Annotated in this window: 14 protein-coding genes, 1 tRNA gene and 1 rRNA gene; 4 read left to right on the top strand and 12 right to left on the bottom strand. The window is 71.6% G+C overall.

All coding sequences use genetic code 11. The annotated features are described in order from the left end of the window. Positions 1-76 precede the first annotated feature (76 nt). From ACFYZJ_RS02980 to ACFYZJ_RS02990, 3 genes are all read left to right on the top strand, one after another. Complete coding sequence (locus ACFYZJ_RS02980; protein ID WP_388562151.1) at positions 77-5,005, top strand: ATP-dependent helicase; 4,929 nt, start codon at positions 77-79, stop codon at positions 5,003-5,005. A gap of 82 nt (positions 5,006-5,087) precedes the next feature. After that, entirely contained in the window at positions 5,088-5,930 is an 843-nt protein-coding gene (locus ACFYZJ_RS02985; protein WP_388562153.1) for an Fpg/Nei family DNA glycosylase, read from the top strand. Positions 5,931-5,963: 33 nt separating this feature from the next. Then, positions 5,964-6,725 (top strand): SDR family NAD(P)-dependent oxidoreductase, encoded by a 762-nt coding sequence (locus ACFYZJ_RS02990; protein ID WP_388562155.1) that lies wholly within the window; start codon positions 5,964-5,966, stop codon positions 6,723-6,725. Between the two features lie 577 nt (positions 6,726-7,302). Here ACFYZJ_RS02990 and ACFYZJ_RS02995 read toward each other — a convergent pair. From ACFYZJ_RS02995 to ACFYZJ_RS03035, 9 genes are all read right to left on the bottom strand, one after another. Beyond that, positions 7,303-7,773, bottom strand: coding sequence for a Dps family protein (locus ACFYZJ_RS02995; protein ID WP_388562157.1), 471 nt, complete (start codon positions 7,771-7,773; stop codon positions 7,303-7,305). A gap of 203 nt (positions 7,774-7,976) precedes the next feature. Beyond that, positions 7,977-8,354, bottom strand: coding sequence for a helix-turn-helix domain-containing protein (locus ACFYZJ_RS03000; protein ID WP_388562159.1), 378 nt, complete (start codon positions 8,352-8,354; stop codon positions 7,977-7,979). A gap of 109 nt (positions 8,355-8,463) precedes the next feature. After that, complete coding sequence (locus ACFYZJ_RS03005) at positions 8,464-9,009, bottom strand: CinA family protein (RefSeq protein ID WP_388562161.1); 546 nt, start codon at positions 9,007-9,009, stop codon at positions 8,464-8,466. Continuing rightward, positions 9,006-9,863 (bottom strand): CDP-diacylglycerol--glycerol-3-phosphate 3-phosphatidyltransferase, encoded by an 858-nt coding sequence (pgsA, locus tag ACFYZJ_RS03010; protein WP_388562163.1) that lies wholly within the window; start codon positions 9,861-9,863, stop codon positions 9,006-9,008. Before pgsA ends, ACFYZJ_RS03005 begins: the two co-directional genes overlap by 4 nt. After that, on the bottom strand, positions 9,860-11,341 hold the full coding sequence (rimO, locus tag ACFYZJ_RS03015; RefSeq protein WP_388562165.1) for a 30S ribosomal protein S12 methylthiotransferase RimO: 1,482 nt from the start codon (positions 11,339-11,341) through the stop codon (positions 9,860-9,862). The genes pgsA and rimO overlap by 4 nt, the downstream gene beginning before the upstream one ends. 117 nt (positions 11,342-11,458) lie before the next feature. Beyond that, positions 11,459-12,328: a helix-turn-helix domain-containing protein gene (locus tag ACFYZJ_RS03020; RefSeq protein WP_388562167.1), complete on the bottom strand. Its 870-nt coding sequence runs from the start codon at positions 12,326-12,328 to the stop codon at positions 11,459-11,461. A 289-nt stretch (positions 12,329-12,617) separates the two neighbouring features. Beyond that, positions 12,618-15,338 (bottom strand): DNA translocase FtsK, encoded by a 2,721-nt coding sequence (locus ACFYZJ_RS03025; protein WP_388562169.1) that lies wholly within the window; start codon positions 15,336-15,338, stop codon positions 12,618-12,620. Positions 15,339-15,476: 138 nt separating this feature from the next. Further along, positions 15,477-16,157, bottom strand: a complete 681-nt coding sequence (locus ACFYZJ_RS03030; protein ID WP_388562171.1) for a two-component system response regulator — start codon at positions 16,155-16,157, stop codon at positions 15,477-15,479. A gap of 286 nt (positions 16,158-16,443) precedes the next feature. After that, the gene (locus ACFYZJ_RS03035; protein WP_388562173.1) at positions 16,444-21,903 is read right to left on the bottom strand and encodes a HAMP domain-containing protein; all 5,460 of its coding nucleotides are present in this window, start codon (positions 21,901-21,903) and stop codon (positions 16,444-16,446) included. A 374-nt stretch (positions 21,904-22,277) separates the two neighbouring features. On the opposite strand from ACFYZJ_RS03035, the gene ACFYZJ_RS03040 reads away from it, so the two are divergent. Further along, positions 22,278-25,025 carry a SpoIIE family protein phosphatase gene (locus tag ACFYZJ_RS03040; RefSeq protein ID WP_388562222.1) on the top strand — a complete coding sequence of 916 codons (2,748 nt, stop codon included), beginning with the start codon at positions 22,278-22,280 and terminating at the stop codon, positions 25,023-25,025. A gap of 76 nt (positions 25,026-25,101) precedes the next feature. Here the strand turns inward: ACFYZJ_RS03040 and ACFYZJ_RS03045 are convergent. The 3 genes from ACFYZJ_RS03045 to rrf all read right to left on the bottom strand — a co-directional run. Further along, positions 25,102-25,174: transfer RNA gene (locus ACFYZJ_RS03045), tRNA-Thr, on the bottom strand. An 86-nt stretch (positions 25,175-25,260) separates the two neighbouring features. Next, complete coding sequence (locus tag ACFYZJ_RS03050) at positions 25,261-25,923, bottom strand: DegT/DnrJ/EryC1/StrS family aminotransferase (protein ID WP_388562224.1); 663 nt, start codon at positions 25,921-25,923, stop codon at positions 25,261-25,263. 112 nt (positions 25,924-26,035) lie between these two features. Then, a 5S ribosomal RNA gene (gene rrf / locus ACFYZJ_RS03055) occupies positions 26,036-26,140 on the bottom strand; the annotation flags it as partial.

Raw genomic sequence — 26,140 nt, forward strand, 5'->3', positions numbered from 1 at the left:
CCGGGGCCAGTGCCAGGGCGCCGCATGTTTCCGCAGGTCACGAGGCATTGTCAGTGAGCGGGTGCAGGATGGACGCATGGTCAGCTCCGCACACCGAGCCCTGGACGGCTTCTCACCCGCGACCCGCGCCTGGTTCACGGGGGCGTTCTCCGCGCCCACCGCGGCCCAGGCCGGGGCGTGGGGTGGCATCGCCGCGGGCTCGGACGTGCTCGTCGTGGCCCCGACCGGCTCCGGCAAGACGCTGGCCGCCTTCCTCGCCGCGCTGGACCGGCTCGCGTCCACCCCGCCGCCCGCCGACCCCAGGAAGCGCTGCCGGGTGCTGTACGTGTCCCCGCTGAAGGCCCTCGCGGTCGACGTGGAGCGGAACCTGCGCAGTCCGCTCACCGGCATCCGCCAGGAGTCGGTCCGGCTCGGCCTGCCCGAGCCGGAGGTGAAGGTGGGCATCCGCTCCGGCGACACCCCGGCCGCCGAGCGCCGCGCCCTGGCCACACGCCCGCCGGACATCCTGATCACCACTCCGGAGTCACTGTTCCTGATGCTGACGTCGTCCACGCGCGACGCGCTGACGGGCGTGGAGACGGTCATCCTGGACGAGGTGCACGCGGTTGCGGGCACCAAGCGGGGCGCGCACCTGGCGCTGTCCCTGGAGCGGCTCGACGAGCTGCTGCCGAAGCCCGCGCGCCGCATCGGCCTGTCCGCCACCGTGCGCCCGGTGGACGAGGTGGCCCGCTTCCTCTCCCCGCGCCGCAAGGTGGAGATCGTCCAGCCCGAGTCGGGCAAGGAGTTCGACCTCTCGGTCGTCGTGCCCGTCGAGGACCTCGGCGAGCTGGGCGGCTCCCCCGTCTCCGACGGCACCGAGGGCGCTGAGCGTCCGTCCATCTGGCCGCATGTCGAGGAACGCATCGCCGACCTGGTCCAGGCGCACCGCTCCACGATCGTGTTCGCCAACTCCCGCCGCCTCGCGGAGCGGCTGTGCAACCGGCTGAACGAGATCGCCTACGAGAGGGCGACGGGCGAGACGCTTCAGGAGCACCATGCGCCCGCCCAGCTGATGGGCGGCTCCGGCGCCGCACAAGGGGCGCCCCCGGTGCTCGCGCGCGCCCACCACGGCTCGGTCTCCAAGGAGCAGCGGGCCCTGGTCGAGGAGGACCTGAAGGCGGGCCGGCTGCCGGCGGTGGTCGCCACCTCCAGCCTCGAACTGGGCATCGACATGGGCGCGGTGGACCTCGTCGTCCAGGTCGAGTCTCCGCCGTCCGTGGCGTCCGGGCTGCAGCGCGTGGGACGCGCCGGCCACCAGGTCGGGGCGGTCTCCAAGGGCATCGTGTTCCCCAAGTACCGCGGCGACCTCGTGCAGGCGGCCGTGGTCACCGAGCGGATGCGCACGGGCGCAATCGAGTCACTGAAGGTACCGGCGAACCCCCTGGACGTGCTCGCGCAGCAGCTCGTCGCGATGACGTCGCTCGACACCTGGCAGTTCGACGACCTTCTCGCGGTGGTGCGCCGGGCGGCCCCGTTCGCCTCGCTGCCGGAGTCGGCGTTCACGGCGGTCCTGGACATGCTCGCGGGCCGCTACCCCTCCGACGCCTTCGCGGAGCTGCGGCCGCGCGTGGTGTGGGACCGGGTCGCGGGCACGATCACCGGCCGCCCCGGCGCCCAGCGGCTCGCCGTCACCTCCGGGGGCACGATCCCGGACCGCGGGCTGTTCGGGGTGTTCCTCGCCGGGTCCGACCCGAAGAAGGGCGGCGGCCGGGTCGGCGAGCTGGACGAGGAGATGGTGTACGAGTCCCGGGTCGGGGACGTGTTCACCCTCGGTACCAGCTCCTGGCGCATCGAGGACATCACCCGCGACCGCGTCCTGGTCTCCCCCGCGCCCGGTGTGCCCGGCCGGCTGCCGTTCTGGAAGGGCGACCAGCTGGGTCGCCCGTTGGAACTGGGCCGCGCGGTGGGCGCGTTCCTGCGCGAGGTGGGCTCGATGCCCAAGGAGGACGCGCGCCTGAGGCTGCTGGCTGCTGGGCTGGACGCCTGGGCCGCGGACAACGTGCTGTCGTACCTGGAGGAACAGCGCGAGGCCTGCGGCCACGTGCCCGACGACCGCACGATCGTGGTGGAGCGCTTCCGCGACGAGCTGGGCGACTGGCGGGTCGTGGTGCACTCCCCCTTCGGCGCCCAGGTGCACGCCCCGTGGGCGCTGGCGCTGGGCGCCCGCCTGTCCACGCGGTACGGCATGGACGCCCAGGTCATGCACGCCGACGACGGCATCGTGCTGCGCCTGCCGGACGCCGACCTGATGGGCCTGGACCTGCTGGACCAGGAGCCGATGAGGGTCGGCTTGGAGTACGACGCCGAGCAGGCGCCCGTCGGTGCGGCGGACGTCGCCTTCGACAAGGGCGAGGTCGACCAGATCGTCACCGACCAGGTCGGCGGCTCGGCGCTGTTCGCGTCCCGGTTCCGCGAGTGCGCGGCCCGCGCGCTGCTGCTGCCGCGCCGCAACCCGGGCCGGCGCACCCCGCTGTGGCAGCAGCGCCAGCGCGCGGCCCAGCTGCTGCAGGTGGCGAGCGAGTTCGGTTCGTTCCCGATCGTCCTGGAGGCGGTGCGTGAATGCCTGCAGGACGTCTTCGACGTCCCGGGGCTCGTCGAGCTGATGGGCGATCTGGAGTCCCGCAAGGTGCGGCTCGTCGAGGTGACCACCCCGGAGCCGTCTCCGTTCGCCCGCTCGCTGCTGTTCGGGTACGTCGCGCAGTTCCTCTACGAGGGGGACTCCCCGCTCGCCGAGCGGCGCGCCGCCGCGCTGTCGCTGGACTCCCGGCTGCTGGCGGAGCTGCTGGGCCAGGCGGAGCTGCGCGAACTGCTCGACGCGGAGGTGCTGACCGAGCTGGAGCGGGAGCTGCAGTGGCTCACCGAGGACCGGCGCGTCAAGGACGTCGAGGGGGTCGCGGACGTGCTGCGGGTGCTGGGGCCGCTCACGGACGCCGACCTGGTGGCGCGGGGGGCGGACCCGCAGTGGGCGCGCGAGCTGGCCGCCGCCCGCCGCGCGATCAAGGTGCGGGTCGCGGGCGCCGACCACTGGGCGACGGTCGAGGACGCGGGCCGGCTCCGCGACGCGCTGGGCACGGCGCTGCCCGTCGGCGTCCCGGAGGCGTTCACCGAGCCGGTCAAGGACCCGCTCGGCGACCTCCTGGCCCGGTACGCGCGTACTCACGGGCCGTTCACGTCGGCGACGGCGGCCGCCCGGTTCGGGCTCGGGGTCGCCGTCACCGAGGGCGCGCTGCAACGGCTGGCGGCGTCCGGGCGGATCGTCCAGGGCGAGTTCCATCCGGCGGGCATCGGCCAGGAGTGGTGCGACGCGGCGGTGCTGCGCAGGTTGCGGCGCCGTTCGCTGGCGGCGCTGCGGCATGAGCTGGAGCCGGTTCCGGCGCCGGCGCTGGCGCAGTTCCTGCCGCAGTGGCAGCACGTCGGCAGCGGGCACGGGCTGCGGGGCGTGGACGGGCTGGTGCGCGCCGTCGAGCAGTTGCAGGGGGCGTCGGTGCCCGCGTCCGCGCTCGAGAAGCTCGTCCTGCCGTCCCGCGTCGCGAACTACACTCCCGCGATGCTGGACGAACTCACGGCCGCCGGCGAGGTGGTGTGGGCGGGCGCGGGCGCGCTGCCCGGCAAGGACGGCTGGATCTCCCTCTACCTCGCGGACGCCGCCCCCCTGCTGCTGTCCGCCCCGCACCCCCTGGAGCTGACCGCCCTCCACCAGTCGGTGCTGGACGCCCTCTCGGGCGGCTACGGGCTGTTCTTCCGGCAGATCGCCGACCAGGTCCGCGCCACCACCCACCCGGACGTCACCGAACCCCAACTGGCCGACGCGATCTGGGACCTGGCGTGGTCGGGGCGGCTGACGAACGACACGCTGGCGCCGATGCGCTCCCTGCTCGGCTCGGGCCGCACCGCGGGAGCCACGGCGCACCGCGCCAAGCGCGCCGTCCCGCGCGGGCGCTACGGCTCACTGACGGCCGCCGCCCGACCCCAGTCCCGCACGGGTCCGCCGACCGTCGCGGGCCGCTGGTCGCAGCTGCCCGCACACGAGGCCGACCCCACCGTCCGCGCCCACGCCCTGGCCCGGACGCTGCTCGACCGGCACGGGGTGGTGACCCGGGGCGCGGTGGCCGCGGAGGGGGTGGAGGGCGGCTTCTCGGCCGTGTACCGGGTGCTGTCCGCCTTCGAGGAGAGCGGTCAGGCCCGGCGCGGCTATGTCGTCGAGGGGCTGGGCGCGGCACAGTTCGCGATGGACGGCGCGGTGGACCGGTTGCGCGCGGTGGCGAACGCCCGCGACAGGGGTGAACCCCTGCCGGGCGCGGCGCCCGGCCCCGGGAACGGTTTCGGCGGCGCTCACACAGACCCGTTCGCCTCCGACACGGTCCCGGGCAGCGACGGCCCCGAGGACCCGTTCGGCACCGACCTCGCCGACGCCTTCGACATGGGCCCCACCGCTCCGGACCCGCTGTCCGCCCCGGGCTTCGGAGGCCCCCGTTCGGGGCCCGGCTTCTCCCCAGGGTCTCCCGCCTCCCGCTCCCCCTACGGGCAGCAGGGACGAGGGGGCCTTTCGCCGAACCGCACCCGTACCTCCGGGCCGGCCCGAGCCGTGGTCCTCGCCGCCGCCGACCCCGCGAACGCGTACGGCGCGGCACTGCCCTGGCCCGAGCCGCCCACGGGTGCGGGGCACAAGCCGGGGCGGAAGGCCGGTTCGCTGGTGGTCCTGGTCGACGGTGAGCTGACGCTCTACGTCGAGCGGGGCGGCAAGACCGTGCTGGCCTGGCCCTCCGACCCGCAGGCGGGGCCGACCGAGGACGAGCGTCTGCGCATGGCCGCCGAGGCCCTGGGGGCGGCCGCCCGGGCGGGTTCCCTGGGCACCGTGACGGTGGAACGGGTCAACGGCGCCTCGGCACTGTCGTCCCCCTTCGGCGTCCTCCTGGAAGGAGCGGGCTTCATAGCGACCCCGCGGGGACTGCGGATCCGTGCGTGAGCCGACCGTACCCGCGCCGAAGGCGGCAGCGATGCCGCCCAGGCCCTCAGCCGCCACCGCCCGACCGTGCCACCCTTGACCCATGCCCGAAGGTGACACCGTCCACCAGGCCGCGAAGCGTCTGCACGGCGCGCTCGCGGGGAAGGTGCTGACGCGTTCCGACCTCCGGGTGCCCAGGTACGCGACGGCCGATCTCACCGGCCGTACGGTCCTGGACGTCACCGCGCGCGGCAAGCACCTGCTGGCCCGTATCGAGGGCGGGCTCACGCTGCACTCGCACCTGATGATGGACGGTGCGTGGAAGGTCTTCGCGGCGGGGCAGCGCTGGAGCGGCGGTCCCGCCCACCAGATCCGGGCGATCCTCGGCACCGGCGACCGCACGGCGGTCGGCTACCGCCTGCCCGTCCTGGAACTGCTCCGCACCGGCGACGAGCCCCGTGCCGTGGGGCACCTCGGTCCCGACCTCCTCGGCCCCGACTGGGACCCCGGCAAAGCGTTGGAGAACCTGCTGCGCGACCCCGCCCGCCCCCTCGGCGAGGCCCTGCTCGACCAGCGCAACCTCGCCGGCATCGGCAATGTCTACAAGAGCGAGCTCTGCTTCCTGCTCCGGGTGACCCCGTGGCTGCCCGTCGGCGAGCTCCCGGCCGGGCACGCCGCCCACCTGCCCACCCTCGCCCAGAGGCTGCTGGAGGCGAACCGCGACCGCCCGGCCCGCAACACCACCGGACGGCGCGAGCAGAACCTCTTCGTCTACGGCCGCGCGCCCCGCCCCTGCCTGCGCTGCGGCACCCCGGTTCAGGTGGCGGAGCAGGGCGACGGCTCCCGGGAGCGGCCCACCTATTGGTGCCCGGCCTGCCAGTGGGGCCCGACTCCGGCCACGGGCGCCGCGGACCACCGTCACTTCCGTCCCCACCCAACTGATTGACGGACCGTCAGAAAGGCTCGTAGCGTCGCTGTCATGCCCGTCACGGCGTACGACCTCAGCGCACGCACCGTCTTCGTCACCGGCGCCGCGAGCGGCATCGGCCGGGCCTCGGCCGTGCTGCTCGCCGAGGCCGGCGCGACCGTGCACTGCGCCGACCGCGACGCGCCAGGGCTGCGCGAGACGGCGACCATGATCGAGGAGCGGGGTGGCACGGCGCACACCCACCACCTCGACGTGACGGACCGGGCCCGGCTCAAGGAAGCGGTCGCCTCCTGCGAGCGCCTCGACGCCATGGCGGCCGTCGCCGGGATCATGCACAGCAGCCCGGTCCTTCAGACCCGCGACGAGGACCTGGACCGGGTCATGGCCGTCAACTTCAAGGGGGTGCTGTACGCCTGCCAGGAGGCGGCGCTCCGGATGATCGGGGACGGCACCCGCGGCAGCATCGTCACCATGGCGTCGAGCGCCGTCGACACCGGCGGCCCGGGGCTGCTCTGCTACGGCGCGGCGAAGGCGGCCGTGGTGCAGCTGACGAAGACGCTGGCGACCGAGGTCGGGCCGCACGGCATACGGGTCAACGCGGTGGCGCCGGGCTGGACCCGTACGCCGATGACCGCCCGGCACGGGCAGTCGCAGGAGCGCACGGAGGGGTTCATGGCGCGGCTGTCACCGCTGGGCCGGGTCGGCGAACCACAGGACGTCGCGCACACGGTGCTGTACCTGGCCTGCGGCGCCTCGTCCTTCGTGACGGGGCAGATCCTCCGCCCGAACGGCGGCGTGGCGATGCCCTGGTGATGACCACAGCCACAGGGCCCGGGGGCGGGCGCGGCCGGGCCGGTCACGGGCTGGCCCCCGGGGGTCCCCTGAACACCCCCGGACGCCCTGGTCCCGGCCCCGCACACTCCCCCTGCACCCACCCCCTCACCCCGGTTGCGCGCCCCTCCCGCGCCCCCTCACGGCCTGCCACCGCCGCCAGGTCCGAGCCCACTGATCCGACCCGGCCGCCCCCACGGCCCGGGCCTTCGGCACACAGTGCACCGGCAGCAGACTCAGCCCCCATCCCCCGGTGGCGACCGCACCTTCCAGCACCCCTGCGTCGGGTGCCAGCACGAGTCGGAGCACCCCCCACCACCACAGCGCACCCAGCGCCAGCGCAACCCCCCAGCGCGCCGTGCGCCCCGCCATGGCCGTCACCTCCAACCCGAGGAACCAGACCCTAGACCGGGCCGTCACCGCCAGGGAGGGCGCACCAGCGGCACACAGGCGCACCGGACCCAGCGCATGCCCCCGGCATCTGGCGCACGCGGCGCATCCCGCGCACATCCCGCCGGGGCCGGCCCCGGACACGGGCCGGAAGGACAGACACCGGCGCTCACGCGTTCTCCGCCTGGAACATCCAGTGGTGCTTCTCCAGGTCCGCGGTGACGTTGATGAAGATGTCCTGGCTCACCGGGTCGGCCTCGGCGGTCGACTGCACCCGCTCCCGCATCCGTGTGACCACCGCGCCGAGCGCGGACACGAGGGTGCCCACCGCGTCCGTGTCCTTGACCCAGCCCTGGGGCACGGAGCCGATGCAGCTGCTGCGGGCGACGGTCGCGGCACGTCCGTCCGGCGGGACGCCGAGCGCGGAGGCCCGTTCGGCGACGGTGTCGGAGTGCCGCCGCGCGGTGTCGACGACCTCGTCGAGCTGGAGGTGGATGGAGCGGAAGCGCGGTCCGATGATGGTCCAGTGGATCTGCTTGGCGACGAGGGAGAGGTCGAGCAGGTCGACCAGGGCGCCTTGCAGCGCCTCGGAGACGGTCTTGAGGTCCGAGTCGGGCAGCGGGCTCTTCACGACGTACATCGGCATCCTCCGCAGGCGTTCGTACGATCCCGAGCCCCCGCCCCTCCACCATGACGGCCCCACCCGAACCCGGCAAACGGGAGTCACACCGGCGCCGGGAGCGCACGAGAGCCCCGGCCGTGCCCCTCCAGGTCTTCCCCGGAGAGGCCCCGGGCCGGGGCTCTCGTAGAGCTTGCCGCCTCACCCGCTCCCGCGCGTGAGGATCAGGCGGCCACCACGTCCACTGCCTCGGTGGGCGCCTTGATCGTGACCCGTTCCGGCGGGACACCGGTGACGGACACGGAGTTGAGCATCGGGCGACGCACCGGTGCGGGCACCGGATCGGTGGCCGCCGCCGACTGTGCCAGCTCGGCGAGCGCGAGCTCGTCGCTCACTTCCCGCATGAGCTCGGACATCCGTACGTCCAGCGCGTCGCAGATCGCGGAGAGCAGCTCGGAGGACGCCTCCTTCTGCCCCCGCTCCACCTCGGAGAGATAGCCGAGCGAGACTCGGGCGGTCGAGGAGACTTCGCGCAGAGTACGGCCCTGGCGCTGGCGCTGCCGACGCAGCACGTCACCCAGCAGGCGACGGAGCAGAATCATCGGTGGCTCCCTCCTCGGACCGCGTAGCCGCATCCTTCTCGCCCCACCGTACCGCCTTGCGCCGCGGCCGTGCGGGGAGCGCTGTTGTGTTCACTGAAAGCTGCAAACATCAAGTCCCCCCGTTCTGTTCCGTATCCTGTGCCCGCTCGTTCCCGGTCTGTTCGCCCGCAAGCTGCTCCAGGAGCAGTGCGAGCACGCTCCGTACACTCTCCATACGGATTTCCGCACGGTCGCCGTTCAACCGCAGGGAGGCCACTTTCTCGCCACCAAGTTCGTCGGAAACCTCTTCGAAGGGCCCGGCGACGGCCACGAAGACCGTGCCGACGGGCTGTCCGTCCTGTGGGTCGGGGCCGGCCACTCCTGTTGTGGCGAGGCCCCAGTCCGCGCCGAGCGCCTTGCGCACGCCGACCGCCATCTGAACCGCGACCTGCGGGTCCACCGCGCCACGGGTATCCAACAGGGTACCGTCCACACCGAGCAGGTCCCGCTTGAGATCGGTGGCGTACGCGGTCACGGAGCCGCGGAAGACCGTGGAGGCGCCGGGCACAGCCGTGAGCTCCGCGGCCACCAGGCCACCGGTCAGCGACTCGGCGACGGCGAGGGTCTCACCTCTCACCGTGAGTAGTCGCAGCAGCTCGGCGGCCATGGAATTCACCGTTCCGCCTCCTCGGCCGCGGTGCGGCGCTCGGCGATGCCGCGCCTGCGCAGCACAATGGCCTGTCTCACGTAGTCGAGCCCGGTGACGACGGTCAGCACGACGGCCACGGCCATCACCCAGAACCTCAGGGTCGCCAGCCACCCCGTGAGTGCCAGCACATACATGCCGACGGCGACGCCCTGCGTCAGCGTCTTCAGCTTGCCGCCCCGGCTGGCCGGGATCACCCCGTAGCGGATGACGACGAAGCGCAGCAGGGTGATGCCCAGCTCCCGGCCGAGTATGACGGCCGTCACCCACCACGGCAGATCGCCGAGCCCGGACAGACAGATCAGGGCCGCACCCATGATCGCCTTGTCGGCAATGGGGTCGGCGATCTTCCCGAAGTCGGTGACCAGGTTGTAGGTGCGTGCCAGATGGCCGTCGAACAGGTCGGTGATCATGGCGACGGCGAAGGCGGCCCAGGCGAGCGAGCGCCATGCCGGGTCGTACCCGCCGCCGGCCAGCATCAGCGCGACGAAGCCCGGCACGAGGAGCAGGCGGAGCATCGTCAGGAGGTTGGCGACGTTCCAGACGCTGGCCTGGTTGACCGCGGCGGCCGTCAGCTTGCCGCCCCGCGCCGGTCGTACGCCCTCCTGCCCGTCGGCCGGGCCGGAGCCCCGGGGTGCCGGGCCGGAGCCCCGGGGTGCGTCCGGGCCGTCCGGACGCCTGTCCGACTTGGCGACCGACGCACCGCCGGGCCCTTTGGCCGGCTTGGCCCCGGACCTGCCGGTCGCACCCGAGGCACCCGGCGTGGACGCCGCTCCGCGCGCACCGGAGGAGCCACCCGCCGCGGAGGCTGGGATTCCGGTCATCTGCCCGCCTCCTCAGGACACCCGAGCGCCCCCGCAAGGGGCTCGGCCACCAGATCGACACCTTCCGTACCGACCACCTTCGCCTCGACCATACGTCCCGCGCTCAGCCCCTCGCCCCTCGTGAACAGCACCTGGCCGTCCGTCTCGGGCGCCTGGTGCGCGGCCCTGCCGGACGCGGCGACCTCGTCGTCGTCCTCGCCCACCGATTCGACGAGCACGTGGAGGGTCTCACCGACGCGCTCCTCGGCGCGCTGTGACACCAGTTCCTCGGCGAGCCGGGAGATGTGGGCCAGGCGCTCGGCGACGACGTCCTCGTCGAGCTTGTTGTCGTACGTGGCGGCCTCCGTGCCCTCCTCGTCGGAGTAGCCGAAGACACCGATCGCGTCCAGCCGGGCGCCGTTCAGGAAGCGCTCCAGTTCGGCCAGGTCGGCCTCGGTCTCGCCGGGGAAGCCCACGATGAAGTTGGAGCGCACGCCCGCCTCGGGTGCCTTGCCGCGGATCGTGTCGAGCAGCTCCAGGAAGCGGTCGGTGTCGCCGAAGCGCCGCATGGCGCGCAGCACCCCTGGCGCGGAGTGCTGGAAGGACAGGTCGAAGTAGGGCGCGACCTTCGGGGTGGAGGTCAGCACGTCGATCAGGCCCGGGCGCATCTCGGCCGGCTGGAGGTAGCTGACGCGGACCCGCTCGATGCCGTCCACCTCGGCCAGCTCCGGCAGCAGGGACTCCAGGAGGCGGATGTCGCCCAGGTCCTTGCCGTAGGAGGTGTTGTTCTCGGAGACCAGCATGATCTCCTTCACACCCTGCTCGGCCAGCCAGCGGGTCTCGTTCAGCACGTCGCTCGGGCGGCGGGAGATGAAGGAGCCCCGGAACGACGGGATGGCGCAGAAGGAGCAGCGCCGGTCACAGCCGGAGGCGAGCTTCACCGAGGCGACCGGGGAGCCGTCGAGACGGCGGCGCAGGGGCGCCCGGGGGCCCGAGGCCGGGGCGATTCCCTCGGGGAGGTCGGCCGGGGCGCCGTGCCCGGGCAGGGCCACGTCGGCCGCCGACTGCCGCTCCGCGGGGCTGATCGGCAGCAGCTTGCGCCGGTCGCGCGGGGTGTGGGCGGCGTGGATGCCGCCGGACAGGATGGTCCGGAGCCGGTCGGAGATGTGCTCGTAGTCGTCGAACCCGAGCACGCCGTCGGCCTCGGGAAGGGCCTCGGCGAGCTCCTTGCCGTACCGCTCGGCCATGCAGCCGACCGCCACCACGGCCTGCGTTCTGCCGTGTCCCTTGAGGTCGTTCGCCTCCAGGAGGGCGTCCACGGAGTCCTTCTTGGCGGCCTCGACGAAGCCGCACGTGTTCACCACGGCGACGTCCGCGTCCTCGGCGTCCTCCACGAGCTGCCAGCCGTCCGCCTCCAAACGGCCTGCGAGCTCCTCCGAGTCCACCTCGTTACGGGCGCAGCCAAGGGTGACGAGTGCGACGGTACGGCGTTCAGGCATGGGCTCAAGACTACTTCGTCCCGCTGACAGCCCACGTCGACGGGGTTGGCCGATCTTGGCCAACCCCGTGTGTCCATGCCCGTTGAGTCCCCCTGATCACTGCTGAGCGCCGCTCGGTCAGCCGGTGACGGGGTCGCCCTTGGTGTAGGTCAGGCGCGCCACCTGGCCGGGCTTGAAGTCGTCCTGGATCTTCTTGCCGTTGACGTAGAGCTGGATGGCGCCCGCGTCGCCGAGGACGAGGTCGATCCTCTGCTTGTCCTGGAAGGTCTGGGAGTCCCCCTTCTTCAGCAGCCCGTCGAAGAGGCTCCGGCCGTTGTGGTCCTTGGCGGAGATCCAGCTGCGGCCGTCGACGGCGCTCACCTGGACCGTCACCTTGTCCCGGGGCGCGGCCGCGATGGCGCTCTCGGACGGCTCGGGCTTCTGGTCGGCGGGCTTGCTGCTCTTCGGGGTGGGCGAGGCGGACTTCCCGGCACTCGCCGTGGGGCCCTTCGCGACCGGCGTGTCGACGGTGTCCGAGCTGCCGGTCCCCTTGATCAGGGTGAACCCGACGAAACCGATCACCACGACGATGGCGGCGACCATGGCAGCGGTCCAGTTGGGCCCCCGCCGGTCGGGCCGGATGCGCTCCGCCTCGAACAGCGGGGCCGCCGGGGTCGGGGCGGGCCGTGCGCCGTGCTCGGCGGCGTACTGCTCCAGCAGCGGGGCCGGGTCGAGGTGCACCGCGCGCGCGAGCGTACGGATGTGACCGCGGGCGTAGACGTCGCCGCCGCAGGGGGCGAAGTCATCCTGTTCGATCGCGTGCACGATGGCGACACGGACCCGGGTGGCGTTGCTGACGTCGTCGACGGTCAGCCCGGCCGCGAGCCGCGCCTGTCGCAGGGCTCGGCCGATCGAGGGGCGGTCCGACGCGGAGGCGTCGTCACGGCCGTCTTCGAACGGGCGCGCGTCCTCAGGGGAGTTGCCGTCAGGGGAGTTGCCGATGGACACGGGGGCGCCTTTCGAGCGTGTAGCCACCTGTGCTGGAAGTTCAGTCTAGGAGGGGTACGAAAGGGTGGGGCAACCGGGCGGTAGGACTTTGTACGCCATCAGAATGGCCGGTCATCCTGATGCCGAGAGACTCGTCCGTCCTCTCTCAACTTGACGTCCGATGGCGGGAAACGGTTGCTCACGGAACACTTACGAGTGGGTCACGACCGAGCGTCCGAGCGGCCCGCCGGGGGCGCACTCGGACCGGCTCGGCCGGCCCTCGCGGCGCGGCCCGGGACCGTCCGGATCCCTACGGTTGAGACTCCCCACGGATGAGGGCGAGCACGCCGTCCAACTCGTCGGGTTTCACAAGAACGTCACGTGCCTTGGACCCCTCGCTGGGGCCGACGATGTTCCGCGACTCCATGAGGTCCATCAGACGTCCGGCCTTGGCGAAACCGACGCGCAGCTTGCGCTGGAGCATCGAGGTGGATCCGAACTGGGTGGAGACGACCAGCTCGGCGGCCTGGCACAGCAGATCCAGGTCGTCACCGATGTCCTCGTCGATCTCCTTCTTCTGCTTGCCGCCGACCACGACGTCGTCCCGGAAGACGGGCGTCATCTGCTCCTTGCAGTGCCGGACGACCGCCGCGACCTCCTCCTCGGTCACGAACGCGCCCTGCATGCGCACCGGTTTGTTCGCGCCCATCGGCAGGAAGAGCCCGTCGCCCTTGCCGATCAGCTTCTCGGCGCCGGGCTGGTCGAGGATGACCCGCGAGTCGGCCAGGGAGGAGGTGGCGAAGGCGAGCCGGGAGGGCACGTTGGCCTTGATCAGGCCGGTGACGACGTCCACGGACGGCCGCTGGGTGGCGAGCACCAGGTGGATGCCGGCGGCGCGCGCGAGCTGCGTGATGCGCACGATCGCGTCCTCGACGTCCCGGGGCGCGACCATCATCAGGTCGGCCAGCTCGTCGACGATCACCAGCAGGTACGGGTAGGGCTGCAGCTCCCGCTCGCTGCCCTCCTGTGGCTTCACCTTGCCGTTGCGGACGGCCTCGTTGAAGTCGTCGATGTGCCGGAAGCCGTACGCCGCCAGGTCGTCGTAGCGCAGGTCCATCTCGCGGACGACCCACTGGAGCGCCTCGGCGGCCCGCTTGGGGTTGGTGATGATGGGCGTGATCAGGTGCGGGATGCCCTCGTACGCGGTCAGCTCGACCCGCTTGGGGTCGACGAGGACCATGCGCACGTCCTCCGGGGTGGCGCGCATCATGACCGAGGTGATCAGGCAGTTGATGCACGACGACTTGCCGGAGCCGGTGGCGCCGGCGACCAGCAGGTGCGGCATCCGGGCCAGGCTGTGCATGACGTAGCCGCCCTCGACGTCCTTGCCGAAGGCGACCAGCATCGGGTCGTCGTCCTCGGCGGACTCGGCGAGACGGAGCACGTCACCGAGGTTGACCATCTCCCGGTCGGTGTTCGGGATCTCGATGCCGACCGCGGACTTGCCGGGGATCGGGCTGATGATCCGCACATCGGGGCTGGCGACGGCGTACGCGATGTTCTTGGTGAGCGCGGTGATCCGCTCCACCTTCACGGCGGGGCCGAGCTCGACCTCGTACCGGGTGACCGTCGGGCCGCGGGTGAAGCCGGTGACGCGGGCGTCGACCTTGAACTCGGTGAAGACGTTGGTGAGCGCGTCGACGACGGCGTCGTTGGCGGCGCTGCGCGCCTTGCCGGGGCCGCCCCGGTGGAGCAGGTCCAGGGAGGGCAGGGCGTAGGTGATGTCGCCGGACAACTGCAGCTGCTCGGCGCGCGGCGGCAGCTCGCGGGGCTCCTCGGGGGCCCTTTTCGTCAGGTCGGGCACCGCGGCCGGGGACGCGGGCGCCTCCGGCTGGGGGCGCTCCTGCGGCTGGGGGCGCGCGGCCGGCACGGGCGTCGGCGTGGTCGGCTCCCGGTCGGAGACGCTCACGCCCTGGGTGAGGTCGGCGACGACCGGGGACGGCGGCATCCCGTGCAGGACGGCACCGTCCAGGGCCGCGGCGGCGGCCGCCGCGACGTCCACGGCGTCCATCTCCCTGCCCATGGCGGGCTGCTGCACCGCGGGGCGCCGGGGACGGCCGCGGCGCCGGGAGAGCGCCTCCTGCTCGGCTCCTTCCGGGTCGTACACGTCGGGGGCGGGGCCGCGGCGCCGGGTGCGGGGCAGCGCCTCGCGCCACTGCTCGTCGTAGCGTTCGTCGTCCTCGGTCGGGACCTCGTCCGCCGGGTCGTGCAGGAGCCCCAGCCGGATGCCGAGCCGGCGCAGCCGCCGCGGGATGGCGGTGACGGGGGTGGCGGTGACGACGAGCAGGCCGAAGAACGTGAGCAGGACGAGCAGCGCCACGGCGAGGGCGTCGCCCATGGTGTACGTCAGCGGGGTGGCCGCGGCCCAGCCGATGAGCCCGCCGGCGTCCCTTATGGCCTGCATGCCGTCGCTGCGGGCGGGGGCGCCGCAGGCGATGTGCACCTGGCCGAGCACGCCGATGACGAGCGCGGACAGGCCGATGACGATGCGGCCGTTGGCCTCCGGCCGCTCCGGGTGAAGGATCAGGCGCACGGCGATCGCGCCGAGCAGCAGCGGCACCAGCAGGTCGAGGCGGCCGAAGGCGCCGGTCACCAGCATCTTGACGAGGGCGCCGACGGGACCGCGGAGATTGGCCCAGGTGCCGGCGGCGACGATCAGCGACAGCGCGAGCAGCAGCAGCGCGAGACCGTCCTTGCGGTGCGCCGGGTCGAGCCCCTTCGCACCCCGCCCTATGCCGCGGAACAGGGCTCCGACGGCGTGCGCGGCGCCGAGCCACAGGGCGCGTACGAGTCTGTACACGCCCGCGGTCGGGTTGGGCGCCGGCGCGGGGGCGGGCTTCTTCGCCGCTGCCTTCTTGGCGGGCGCCTTATTCGCGGCGGCTTTCTTGGCGGGGGCCTTCTTCGCCGGAGCCTTCCTCGGAGCGGCCGCCTTCTTCGCGGGCGACTTCTTGGCTGCGGGACGTGGGGCCATGGGTGTGAGATTACCGGGGGAAAGGGCAGGGAACACGCGCCCCTGCAGCTTCACCCGTTCGTGTCGCCTCAGGAGACGCACCAAGTTGACATCCGCTCAATCGGGCGTTCATCGCACCGCCCCGGACCCGGCCCTGCGTCAGTTCTGCGAAGGCAGCGACGGCGCCCCGCTGCCCGTCCCCGGCTCCAATGCGTCCAGCGCCCTGCGCAGGCCCGTGAGTTTGCGTTCGAGATGGGCCGCCGTCGCCACCGCGGCCGCGTCCGCCGACTCGTCGTCCAATTGCTTGGACAGCGCCTCCGCCTGCTCCTCCACCGCCGCGAGCCGCGCCGAGAGCTCGGCGAGGATGCCCGCCGACTCCTTGCTGTCGCCGCCCCCGGGCTTCCCGCCCTCCAGCTGGAGTCGCAGCAGGGCCGCCTGCTCCCGCAGTTGGCAGTTCTTCATGTACAGCTCGACGAAAACGGAGACCTTCGCCCGCAGCACCCACGGGTCGAACGGCTTGGAGATGTAGTCCACCGCACCCGCCGCGTACCCCCGGAAGGTGTGGTGCGGTCCGTGGTTGATGGCGGTCAGGAAGATGATCGGGATGTCCCGGGTCCGCTCGCGCCGCTTGATGTGCGCGGCGGTCTCGAAGCCGTCCATGCCCGGCATCTGGACGTCCAGCAGGATCACCGCGAAGTCGTCCGTCAGCAGCGCCTTGAGCGCTTCCTCCCCGGACGATGCCCTGACCAGCGTCTGATCGAGCGCAGAGAGGATGGCCTCCAGCGCCAGCAGATTCTCCGGCCGGTCATCGACCAGGAGGATCTTGGCCTTCTGCACCATGGCCCGCCCTCCTCGCCCCGGCTTGGGGCCTCCCCGGTCCACAGGACTCAGGACGACGCTGCCCGGCGCCGCCCCAGGGGACGACTCCCTTGCGCCGCCCGTCCTTGTGCCGGTCATCGTAGCCGCACCCCGCCTGTCGCCACACCCTGTCACCGCGATGTCACTGTGCACATAGCAGAAACGCGGCAGGAGAACAGAAGGTTCCCCGCACACCGCACTTCTACACGGCTCCCACCGCCCTCACGCGGCAACTCCGCGTGAACGGCAGGTGTTCTCCGCCAACCCTTCACTCCGAGCGCATCCACTGTTCCATCACCGACAGAAGATGATCGGGATCGACCGGCTTGGTGACATAGTCGGAAGCGCCCGACTCGATGGCCTTCTCCCGGTCGCCCTTCATCGCCTTCGCCGTCAGCGCGATGATCGGCAGCCCCGCGAACTGCGGCATCCGCCGGATCGCGGTGGTCGTGGCGTACCCGTCCATCTCCGGCATCATGATGTCCATCAGCACGACCGCGACATCGTCGTGCTGCTCCAGGACCTCGATGCCCTCACGGCCGTTCTCGGCGTACAGCACCGACAGACCGTGCTGCTCCAGGACGCTGGTCAGCGCGAAGACGTTACGGATGTCGTCGTCGACGATCAGCACCTTCTCGCCGTCGAACCGCACTCCCTGCCGCGGCAGCGCGCCCTCCTGCGGCTCGCCGCCGGCCTGGTCGTGGCCCGCGCCGCCGCGGCCCGCGGTCACGGCCCTGCGGCGGCGCCGGAAGAGCGCCGCGGGCCCGTTCTGGGTCTCCTGGTACGACTTCACCTCGGCCGGGGTCTCGATGTCCGGCGCGGACAGCTCGGCCTCGGACGCCAGCAGCTCACCGGCCTCCATGGTGGGCGCGAGCTGCGAGTAGCCGTGCGGCGGCAGTTCGCTCGGGTGCAGCGGCAGGTACAGGGTGAACGTCGAGCCGCGGCCGGGCTCGCTCTGCGCGTGGATCTCACCGCCGAGCAGCCGGGCGATCTCCCGCGAGATGGACAGTCCGAGGCCCGTACCGCCGTACTTGCGGCTGGTGGTGCCGTCGGCCTGCTTGAACGCCTCGAAGATCACGCGCATCTTGCTGGCCGGGATGCCGATGCCGGTGTCGGCCACGGAGAACGCGATCATCTCCGCGTCCGCGTCCTGCAGCGAGCCGGCCTCCAGGAGCTGCTCCCGGATGGCCATCGGGACGTCGCCGCCCGCAGGCCGGATGACCAGCTCCACCGCCCCGGTGTCGGTGAACTTCACCGCGTTGGACAGCAGGTTGCGCAGCACCTGCAGCAGCCGCTGCTCGTCGGTGTGCAGCGTGGCGGGCAGCTCCGGCGACACCCGCACCGAGAAGTCCAGGCCCTTCTCCGCGGTCAGCGGCCGGAAGGTGGCCTCCACGTAGTCGACGAGCTGGACGAGCGCGATCCGCGTCGGCGAGACGTCCATCTTGCCCGCCTCGACCTTCGACAGGTCCAGGATGTCGTTGATGAGCTGCAGCAGATCCGAGCCTGCGCCGTGGATGGTCTCGGCGAACTCCACCTGCTTCGGCGAGAGGTTGCCCTCGGCGTTGTCGGCGAGCAGCTTGGCCAGGATCAGCAGCGAGTTCAGCGGCGTCCGCAGCTCGTGCGACATGTTGGCGAGGAACTCGCTCTTGTAGCGCATGGACACCGCGAGCTGCTCGGCGCGCTCCTCCAGGACCTGCCGCGCCTCCTCGATCTCGGTGTTCTTGACCTCGATGTCGCGGTTCTGCTGGGCCAGCAGCTCGGCCTTCTCCTCCAGTTCGGCGTTGGACGCCTGGAGGGCCTTCTGCCGCTGCTCCAACTCCTCCGACCGCAGCCTCAGTTGCTCGGTCAGCTCCTGCGACTGCTTCAGCAGCACCTCCGTCTTGGTGTTGACGGAGATGGTGTTGACGCTCGTCGCGATCATCTCGGCGATCTGGTTCAGGAAGTCCTTCTGGATCTGCGTGAACGGAGTGAAAGACGCCAGCTCGATGACGCCGAGCACCTTCCCCTCGAAGAGCACCGGGATGACGATCACCTGGGCGGGGGGAGCCTCCCCGAGCCCCGAGGAGATCTTCAGGTAGCCGCTGGGCGCGTTCTCCACCAGGATGGTGCGCTTCTCCTCGGCCGCCGTCCCGATCAGCGCCTCACCGGGCCGGAACGACGTCGGCATGGAGCCCATCGAGTAGCCGTACGAGCCCAGCATGCGCAGCTCGTACTGGTCCTCGTTCTCGGCGCTCACGTCCTGGCCGTCGACCAGCGGCATGGCGACGAAGAACGCGCCGTGCTGCGCGGACACTACCGGCGTCAGCTCGCTCATGATCAGCGAGGCCACGTCCTCCAGGTCGCGGCGGCCCTGCATCAGCGCGGAGATGCGGGCCAGGTTGCCCTTGAGCCAGTCCTGCTCCTTGTTCGCGATCGTGGTGTCGCGCAGGTTGGCGATCATCTTGTTGATGTAGTCCTGAAGCTCCTGGATCTCCCCGGAGGCGTCCACGTCGATCTTCAGGTTGAGGTCGCCGCGCGTCACCGCGGTCGCCACGCGCGCGATGGCGCGCACCTGCCGGGTCAGGTTCCCGGCCATCTCGTTCACGGACTCCGTGAGGTCCCGCCAGGTGCCGTCGACGTCACGCACGCGTGCCTGGCCGCCGAGCTGGCCCTCCGTGCCCACCTCGCGGGCCACGCGCGTGACCTCCTCGGCGAACGACGACAGCTGGTCGACCATCGTGTTGATGGTCGTCTTCAGCTCCAGGATCTCGCCGCGCGCGTCGATGTCGATCTTCTTGGTCAGGTCGCCCTTGGCGATGGCCGTGGTCACCATGGCGATGTTGCGCACCTGGCCGGTCAGGTTCGACGCCATCTGGTTCACGGACTCGGTGAGGTCCTTCCACGTGCCGGCCACGCCCGGCACGTAGGCCTGACCGCCCAGGATGCCGTCCGTGCCCACCTCGCGGGCCACCTTGGTGACCTGGTCGGCGAATGAACTCAGCGTCTTGACCATCGTGTTGAAGGTGTCGGCGAGCTGCGCGACCTCGCCGCGCGCCTCGATCGTCACCGTCCGCGTCAGGTCACCGTTGGCGACCGCCGCCGCGACCTGGGAGATGTTCCGCACCTGCATGGTCAGGTTGTTGGCCATGAGGTTGACGTTGTCGCTGAGGTCCTTCCAGATGCCCGTGACGCCCGGGACGTGCGCCTGGCCGCCCAGGATGCCCTCGGTGCCCACCTCGCGGGCCACCCGCGTCACCTGCTCGGCGAACGACGACAGCTGGTCGACCATCGTGTTGACGGTGGTGACCAGTTCGAGGATCTCGCCCTTGGCGTCGACAGTGATCTTCTTGGACAGGTCGCCCTTGGCGACCGCGGTCGTGACCTCGGCGATGTTGCGGACCTGCATGGTCAGGTTGTTCGCCATGCCGTTCACGGACTGCGTGAGGTCCTTCCAGGTACCGGAGACGCCCTGCACCTCGGCCTGACCGCCCAGGATGCCCTCGGTACCGACCTCACGGGCGACGCGCGTGACCTCCTGGGCGAACGACGACAGCTGGTCCACCATCGTGTTCAGCGTGTTCTTCAGCTCCAGGATCTCCCCGCGCGCGTCCACGGTGATCTTCTGCGACAGGTCACCGCGCGCCACGGCGGTGGCGACCTGCGCGATGTTGCGCACCTGCGCGGTGAGGTTGCCCGCCATGCCGTTCACGGAGTCCGTCAGGTCCCGCCACACGCCGGCCACGCCGGGCACCTGCGCCTGACCGCCCAGCCGGCCCTCCGTGCCCACCTCGCGCGCGACCCGCGTCACCTGCTCGGCGAAGGCGGAGAGCTGGTCGACCATCGTGTTGATGGTGTTCTTCAGCTCCAGGATCTCCCCGCGCGCGTCGACGTCGATCTTCTGCGACAGATCGCCGCGCGCCACGGCCGTCGTCACCTGCGCGATGTTACGCACCTGACCGGTCAGGTTGGACGCCATCGAGTTGACGGAGTCCGTGAGCTCCTTCCACGTGCCCGACACACCGTCCACGCGGGCCTGGCCGCCCAGGCGGCCCTCCGTGCCCACGTCCCGGGCCATGCGGGTCACCTGGTCGGCGAAGCTCGACAGCTGGTCCACCATCGTGTTCACGGTGTTCTTCAGCTGCAGCATCTCGCCGGAGACGTCCACGGTGACCTTCTGCGACAGATCACCGTTGGCCACCGCCGTCGTCACCTGCGCGATGTTGCGCACCTGACCGGTGAGGTTGCGGAAAGCGGTGTTGACGGAGTCCGTCAGGTCCTTCCACGTACCGGCCGCGCCCGGCACCTGCGCCTGACCGCCCAGCTCGCCCTCGACGCCGATCTCCCGCGCCACCCGCGTGACCTCGGCGCCGAACGCCGACAGCTGGTCGACCATGCCGTTGACGGTGTTCTTCAGCTCCAGCATCTCGCCGGCCACGTCGACCGTGACCTTCTGCGACATGTCGCCGTTGGCCACCGCCGTCGTCACCGCGGCGATGTCCCGCACCTGGGTGGTCAGATTCCGGAAGACCGTGTTCACCGAATCGGTGAGGTCCTTCCACGTTCCCGCCGCACCCGGCACGTTCGCCTGCCCGCCGAGCTGGCCTTCGGCGCCCACCTCATTGGCCACGCGCGTGACCTCGTCCGCGAAGATCCGCAGCGTCTCGGTCATCTGGTTGATCGTCTCGGCGAGGCGCGCGACCTCGCCGCGCGCCGGCACGGTGACCTTCTGCGACAGGTCACCGTTGGCGACGGCCGTGGTGACCTGCGCGATCCCGCGCACCTGGGCCGTCAGGTTGCCGGCCATCACGTTCACCGAGTCGGTGAGGTCCTTCCACACCCCGGCGACGCCCGGCACCTGCGCCTGACCGCCGAGGATGCCCTCGGTGCCCACCTCGCGGGCCACCCGCGTCACCTCGGACGAGAACGCGGACAGCTGCTCCACCATCGTGTTGACGGTGTTCTTCAGCTCCAGCATCTCGCCGGCGACGTGCACCGTGACCTTGCGCGACAGATCACCCTTGGCGACCGCCGTCGTCACCAGCGCGATGTCCCGCACCTGCGCGGTCAGCCGGTACGCCATCGTGTTGACCGACTCCGTCAGGTCCTTCCACGAACCGGACATACCGCGCAACCGGGCCTGTCCGCCCAGCTTGCCCTCGGTGCCCACCTCGATCGCGACCCGCGTGACCTCGTCGGTGAACGTCGACAGCTGGTCGACCAGATTGTTGACGGTACGGGCGACTTTCAGGAACTCGCCCCGCAGCGGATGCCCCGTCCCCTCCGGACCCGGCGTCCGCAGCTCCATGCGCGGCGACAGATCGCCCTCGGCCACTGCGGACAGCACCCGGCTGACCTCGGAGACGGGCCGGACGAGATCGTCCACGAGCGCGTTGGACGCCTCGATCGCCGACGCCCAGGAGCCCTCGCAGGCCCCCGTCTCCAGCCGCTCGGTGAGCTTGCCCTCACGGCCGACCACACGCCGCACCCGCGCCAGCTCACCGGTCAGATGCAGGTTTCGGTCGGCCACCTCGTTGAAGACGGCGGCGATCTCGGACATCACCCCGTCACCGGAGACGGTCAGCCGCTTGCGGAAGTTGCCGTCCCTCATCGACACCAGGGCCGCCAGCAGCCGGTTCAGGGCCGCCGTGTCCACCGTGGTGGTTCCATTGCGCCCCGCGCGCTGGTTGCTCAGGGACTGTCCGCCTTTCGCGCGCGTCTTCGTGCCACGCGTCGCTGCGCCAGACTCCACTGTGTCCCTCCCGCAGGGGTCGACCATCACTGCTGTGCTCAGGGGTACTGCTCGACGTACCGGTTACCGATGCGTAGTCCTGCCCGATCCAGCCAGGCACACGCGCGCTCCTGCCCGGCGTGGCAGAAGACACTCGGCCTGCCGGACCTTCTCCTAGAAGCTTGCCCAGTGTTTCACCATGCCGGAACCAGGCCATAACAGTTCGGCAGCTTCGCACACGCTCCGCACACCCTCCGGACGTAAACACCGGCGACCGGCATCCGCATGGACGGCGAAGGTAAGTAACCTTGCATGCGGCTGTCCAGCCGCAGCGGTCGACCGGCCTGGGCGGTGGCACGACCATGAGCGGGCAGGCATCGGAGGGGCACCGCACCATGACCACCGGACTGCATCCCGGGGGACCACCCCAGGATCCCCGGCAGAGGGACGACGAGCCACTGCCTCGGCAGGAGGGGGTCGGCCCGGGAGCCCTGCACGTCGAGAACCGGACGAGGAGTTCTGTGATCACCGCGCGCGCGGCCGCCAGCTTCGAGCCCGTCGGACGATCGGTGGCGAGCGCCCGGTCCTTCGTCCGCGACACCCTCCAGGGCTGGGGCTTCGCCGACATCGTCGACGACGCCGTGGTCCTCACCAGCGAACTCGTCACCAACGCCGTCGTCCACGCGGGCACCGCCGCGGACGTCCTGTGCCTGCGCAGTGACGACGGCGTGCGCATCGAGGTCGCCGACCGGTATCCGGAGCGTGAGATCCCGCTGCAGTCGACCGCGATCGACATGGGCAGCCCCGACCGGGAGGGCGGCCGCGGCCTGCAGCTCTGCGCCGCCCTGGCGGGCCGCTGGGGGGTGGAGTACACCCCCACGCACAAACAGGTCTGGTTCCAGCTCGACCTCCCCGAGCGCCCGGTCGGCACCCGCGCGGCGGGCCCCGCCCTCCCCGCCGACCTCCTGCCGCTCGCCGACGGCCGGGTCCGCGTCGCGGTCGTCCAGATCGACCGCTCCGGCTGCATCACCGCCTGGAACGAGGACGCGGAGGAACTGTTCGGATACGCCGCGGAGCAGGTCACCGGCAAGCCGCTCACCGACCTCGCGGCCTGGCCGCACACCCCGGGCATCGGCACGGGCGTCGCCGAGGCCCTCCAGCTCTCCCGCTGGGAGGGCAGCTACGGCATCCGCGGCGCCGACGGCCGCGTCACCCCCGTCTACGCCTCCCACCTGCGCGTACGCGACACGGCCGGCGAGCCGTCCACGGTCTGCCTGCTGGTGCGCGACCACGAGCGGGCCGTCCTGCAGACCCCGCTGCGCGGCCCGGCCCCCGACACGACCACGGCCGCCGACGGGCAGGCAGCGGACCCCTTCGAGGTCTTCATCGGCTCCCCCGCACCCGACGACCTCGACGGCCTGCTGCAGCGCACGGTGGAACGCGCCCGCGACATGCTCGACGGCGACGCCGCCTTCCTGCTGCTGGCCACCGACGACGAGACGGAGCTGGAGGTACGGGCCTCCACGGGCCTGCCCTCCGCCCGCCAGCGCTTCGCCCGCGTCCCCGTCGAGGCCGGCCCCGGCCGCTACGGCTCGGCCCGCATGCCGGCCGTGCACGACGACCTGACGGCCGTGCCGGGCGCCGTCCCGCTGCTGAACGGCACCGGCATGCGCTCGGTGGTGACGGTCCCGCTGAAGGTCGAGGGCCGCCTCACCGGCTCCCTCGGCGTGGCGGCCGAGGCCCCCTCCCGCTACTCCAACGAGGAGGCCCTGCGCCTGCAGTTCGCGGCCGACCGCATCGCCCTCGCCGTGGAATCGGCCCGCCTCGGCGAGCTGGAACGCCTGCGCCGCGGCTCCCTGAGCTTCCTCGTGGAAGCCTCCGACCTCCTCGCGGGCACCCTGGACCGGGACCAGACGCTGGCGCTGATGGCCCAGATGACGATCCCCACCCTGGCCACCTGGTGCGCCGTGTACACGATCGCCGACCAGGCCTCCGAGCCGTACCTCTCCTACGTCCTGCACGAGGACGAGGACCGCATCGACGGCCTCAAGGCCCTCCTGTCCAAGATCCCGCCCCCGGAGCCCATCCCGACACCGGGCGCCCGCATCTGGACGGCCCCCGCGGAGGCGGCCCATCAGGCGGCCCTGCGCACCTCCATGCGGAGCCTCGGCCTCGGCGAGCCCGCCACGGTCAGCGCCGGCATCGGTACGACACTGGCGACGGCCTCTGCGGTGGGCGGCGAGACGGTCGTACTGCCGCTGGTGGCCCGCAACCGCGTCATCGGCATGCTGACCCTCGGTAAGCCGACGGACGAACACTTCCGGCAGGAGATCCTGGAACTGGCCGAGGACCTGAGCCGCCGGGCGGCCCTGGCCCTGGACAACGCCCGGCTGTACTCGGAGCGCACGGCCATCAGCCAGTCCCTCCAGCGCAGCCTGCTCCCGCCGGGACTGCCGCAGATCGACGGGGTCGAGGTCGAGGTCATCTACCGCGCGGCCGGCGAGGGCAACGAGGTCGGCGGCGACTTCTACGACCTGTTCCCGATCCGCGACGGCGCTTACGGCTTCGCCATCGGCGACGTGTGCGGTACGGGACCGGAGGCGGCCGCGGTGACGGGTCTGGCCCGCCACGCCCTGCGCCTGCTGGCCCGCGAGGGCTTCGGCGGCCCTGCCGTCCTCGAGCGCCTGAACTCCGCGATCCTCGACGAAGGCGCCCGCAGCCGCTTCCTGACCCTGCTCTACGGCGAGTTGTGGCCGCAGGAGGACGGCAGCGCGGTGCTGAAGGTGGTGTGCGCCGGCCATCCGCTGCCGCTCCGGCTGCGCCAGGACGGCACGGTGGAACCGGCGGCCGAACCGCAGCCGCTCCTCGGTGTCATGGAGGACCTGGAGCTGTACGAGCAGACGGTGACCCTCGACCCGGGCGACGTCCTGCTGTGCGTCACGGACGGCGTCACGGAACGCCGCGAGGGCCGGCGCATGCTGGGCGACGACGGTCTCGCGGACGTGCTGACGACCTGCACGGGTCTTACGGCGGGCGCGGTGGCGGCCCGCATCATGCGCGCGGTCGAACGCTTCGCCTCCGACGCCCCGTCGGACGACATGGCGATTCTGGCGATGCGCGTCCCGGACCTTCCCAAGGACTGATGGTCCGGCGCGTACGTGTCCCCCATGGTCCGGGCATGAAAAAGGCCTCGCCCTGCAGGGCGAGGCCTTTTATCGGAGCCCCCAAACGGAATCGAACCGTTGACCTTCTCCTTACCATGGAGACGCTCTGCCGACTGAGCTATAGGGGCCTGTCGCCTTTTCCGAGGTTTCCCTCGCGGCAACGGAATAGATCATACCCCGAACTGACGTGTGCTCCCAACCACCGGGCACCGGGTCAGAAAGCGGGCTGCAGCAGTCCACCCAGGCCGTTGCACGCGGAGACGATCCTGTTCATCTCACGCTTGGTCAGGGACGCGTCCACCGGAAGGGACAGCGTCTCGTCGGCGGCCCGCTCGGTCTCCGGCAGACACAGGTCGCGCCGGAACGCCGGCATACGGTGCACGGGCGTCTTCACCGGAATTCGGCACTCAACTCCCCTGGCCCGCAGGGCTCGTGCGAAGGCATCGCGGTCTGGCCGCCCGTTCCCCGGCACCCGCACGACGTACTGCTGATAGGTGTGCCTGCCGCAGTCCGCGGGCGTACGCACGCCGCGCAGCCGCCTGTCGAGGTACGCCGCCCGCTCCCGCCGCTGCGCCACCTCGGCGTACGGCGTCTCGGACTCGCCCTGCTCCAGCACCAGTAGACCGTGCCGCTGCCCGAGCTCGTGAAGCGCGGCGACGTCGGCCGGCCGTCCGAACCGGTGCACGACGACGACCGCGACGGTCTGGGAGGTCACCACGGCCTCCACGGCCACCGGCTCCAGACAGTACGTCGCCGGGTCTATGTCCGCGAAGACCGGCGTTGCACCCGCAGAGGTCACGGCCTCGGCCACCTCGATGTTGCCGAACGCCGGCACGATGACCTCGTCACCGCGGCCGACACCCGCGGCCGTGAGCATTCCAGCAGTACTCATGGCTGGGATGCTGGTCCGGCAACGTGAACGCGAAGTGACGGACAACGCAAAAGAGCGGGTCCCTGAACCGAAGTTCGGGGACCCGCTCTGAAGAATTGTTCGGCGGTGTCCTACTCTCCCACAGGGTCCCCCCTGCAGTACCATCGGCGCTGTAAGGCTTAGCTTCCGGGTTCGGAATGTAACCGGGCGTTTCCCTCACGCT

Source organism: Streptomyces sp. NPDC001848 (assembly GCF_042891915.1).
GTDB lineage: Bacteria > Actinomycetota > Actinomycetes > Streptomycetales > Streptomycetaceae > Streptomyces.